The following is a 2,663-nucleotide window of genomic DNA, read 5'->3' on the forward strand; positions in this document are numbered from 1 at the left end:
GCGACGCTCCCACGGCTTGTAGGCACACGGTTTCAGGTACTATTTCACTCCGCTCCCGCGGTACTTTTCACCATTCCCTCACGGTACTATCCGCTATCGGTCACCAGGGAATATTTAGGCTTAGCGGGTGGTCCCGCCAGATTCACACGGGATTTCTCGGGCCCCGTGCTACTTGGGTGTCTCTCAAACGAGCCGCTGATGTTTCGACTACGGGGGTCTTACCCTCTACGCCGGACCTTTCGCATGTCCTTCGCCTACATCAACGGTTTCTGACTCGTCTCACGGCCGGCAGACCGTAAAAGAGAGATCCCACAACCCCGCATACGCAACCCCTGCCGGGTCTCACACGTATACGGTTTGGCCTCATCCGGTTTCGCTCGCCACTACTCCCGGAATCACGGTTGTTTTCTCTTCCTGCGGGTACTGAGATGTTTCACTTCCCCGCGTTCCCTCCACATACCCTATGTGTTCAGGTATGGGTGACAGCCCATGACGACTGCCGGGTTTCCCCATTCGGAAACCCCCGGATCAAAGCCTGGTTGACGACTCCCCGGGGACTATCGTGGCCTCCCACGTCCTTCATCGGTTCCTGGTGCCAAGGCATCCACCGTGCGCCCTTAAAAACTTGGCCACAGATGCTCGCGTCCACTGTGCAGTTCTCAAACAACGACCAGCCACCCATCACCCCGAACCATCCGATTCGAGTGCACTGGGGCCGGCAACTGAAGGAAGATCATTCCCTCAGACACCCAACAGCGTGCCCGACACCCTCAACCCTCTTCTTCCGTTCCACGCCGAAGCAGTACTGGAAAGAACCTGATCAAGTGTGCCGAGTAGTCAACGTTCCACCCATGAGCAACCAGCATCAGACATTCGCTGATGTACTGGCCTCTGACCAACCGAAGTTGGTAAGAAGTGCTCCTTAGAAAGGAGGTGATCCAGCCGCACCTTCCGGTACGGCTACCTTGTTACGACTTCGTCCCAATCGCCAGTCCCACCTTCGACAGCTCCCTCCCACAAGGGGTTGGGCCACCGGCTTCGGGTGTTACCGACTTTCGTGACGTGACGGGCGGTGTGTACAAGGCCCGGGAACGTATTCACCGCAGCAATGCTGATCTGCGATTACTAGCAACTCCGACTTCATGGGGTCGAGTTGCAGACCCCAATCCGAACTGAGACAGGCTTTTTGAGATTCGCTCCACCTCACGGTATCGCAGCTCATTGTACCTGCCATTGTAGCACGTGTGCAGCCCAAGACATAAGGGGCATGATGACTTGACGTCGTCCCCACCTTCCTCCGAGTTGACCCCGGCGGTCTCCTGTGAGTCCCCATCACCCCGAAGGGCATGCTGGCAACACAGAACAAGGGTTGCGCTCGTTGCGGGACTTAACCCAACATCTCACGACACGAGCTGACGACAGCCATGCACCACCTGTACACCGACCACAAGGGGGGCACCATCTCTGATGCTTTCCGGTGTATGTCAAGCCTTGGTAAGGTTCTTCGCGTTGCGTCGAATTAAGCCACATGCTCCGCTGCTTGTGCGGGCCCCCGTCAATTCCTTTGAGTTTTAGCCTTGCGGCCGTACTCCCCAGGCGGGGAACTTAATGCGTTAGCTGCGGCACCGACGACGTGGAATGTCGCCAACACCTAGTTCCCACCGTTTACGGCGTGGACTACCAGGGTATCTAATCCTGTTCGCTCCCCACGCTTTCGCTCCTCAGCGTCAGTAATGGCCCAGAGATCCGCCTTCGCCACCGGTGTTCCTCCTGATATCTGCGCATTTCACCGCTACACCAGGAATTCCGATCTCCCCTACCACACTCTAGCTAGCCCGTATCGAATGCAGACCCGGGGTTAAGCCCCGGGCTTTCACACCCGACGTGACAAGCCGCCTACGAGCTCTTTACGCCCAATAATTCCGGACAACGCTTGCGCCCTACGTATTACCGCGGCTGCTGGCACGTAGTTAGCCGGCGCTTCTTCTGCAGGTACCGTCACTTTCGCTTCTTCCCTGCTGAAAGAGGTTTACAACCCGAAGGCCGTCATCCCTCACGCGGCGTCGCTGCATCAGGCTTTCGCCCATTGTGCAATATTCCCCACTGCTGCCTCCCGTAGGAGTCTGGGCCGTGTCTCAGTCCCAGTGTGGCCGGTCGCCCTCTCAGGCCGGCTACCCGTCGTCGCCTTGGTGAGCCATTACCTCACCAACAAGCTGATAGGCCGCGGGCTCATCCTTCACCGCCGGAGCTTTTAACCCCCGCACATGAGTGCGGGAGTGTTATCCGGTATTAGACCCCGTTTCCAGGGCTTGTCCCAGAGTGAAGGGCAGATTGCCCACGTGTTACTCACCCGTTCGCCACTAATCCCCACCGAAGTGGTTCATCGTTCGACTTGCATGTGTTAAGCACGCCGCCAGCGTTCGTCCTGAGCCAGGATCAAACTCTCCGTGAATGTTTTCCCGTAATCGGGACGACACCACGAGAGCGGAACAGTCAGGCGGAATAAGCCCGACCGTTCACAGCGTCCTCGCTGTGTTTTTCTTCAAAGGAACCTCGTCCCGACCATGACGGCCGGAGACGGGGTATCAACATATCTGGCGTTGACTTTTGGCACGCTGTTGAGTTCTCAAGGAACGGACGCTTCCTTTGTACTCACCCGAGAG

1 rRNA gene and 1 other annotated feature (1 of these 2 cut by a window edge) are annotated in these 2,663 nt (G+C 57.5%); the gene reads right to left on the reverse strand.

Annotated elements, in window-relative coordinates:
* Positions 1–631 (reverse strand) — a sequence feature (mutual gap in cmsearch alignment for this rRNA model is longer than 100); it reaches 3,471 nt to the left of the window's first position.
* 295 nt (positions 632–926) lie between these two features.
* Positions 927–2,452 (reverse strand): 16S ribosomal RNA (locus tag AQJ84_RS40195).
* Positions 2,453–2,663 lie beyond the last annotated feature (211 nt).

Origin of the sequence: Streptomyces resistomycificus (genome assembly GCF_001514265.1) — a bacterium.
Lineage (GTDB): Bacteria > Actinomycetota > Actinomycetes > Streptomycetales > Streptomycetaceae > Streptomyces > Streptomyces resistomycificus.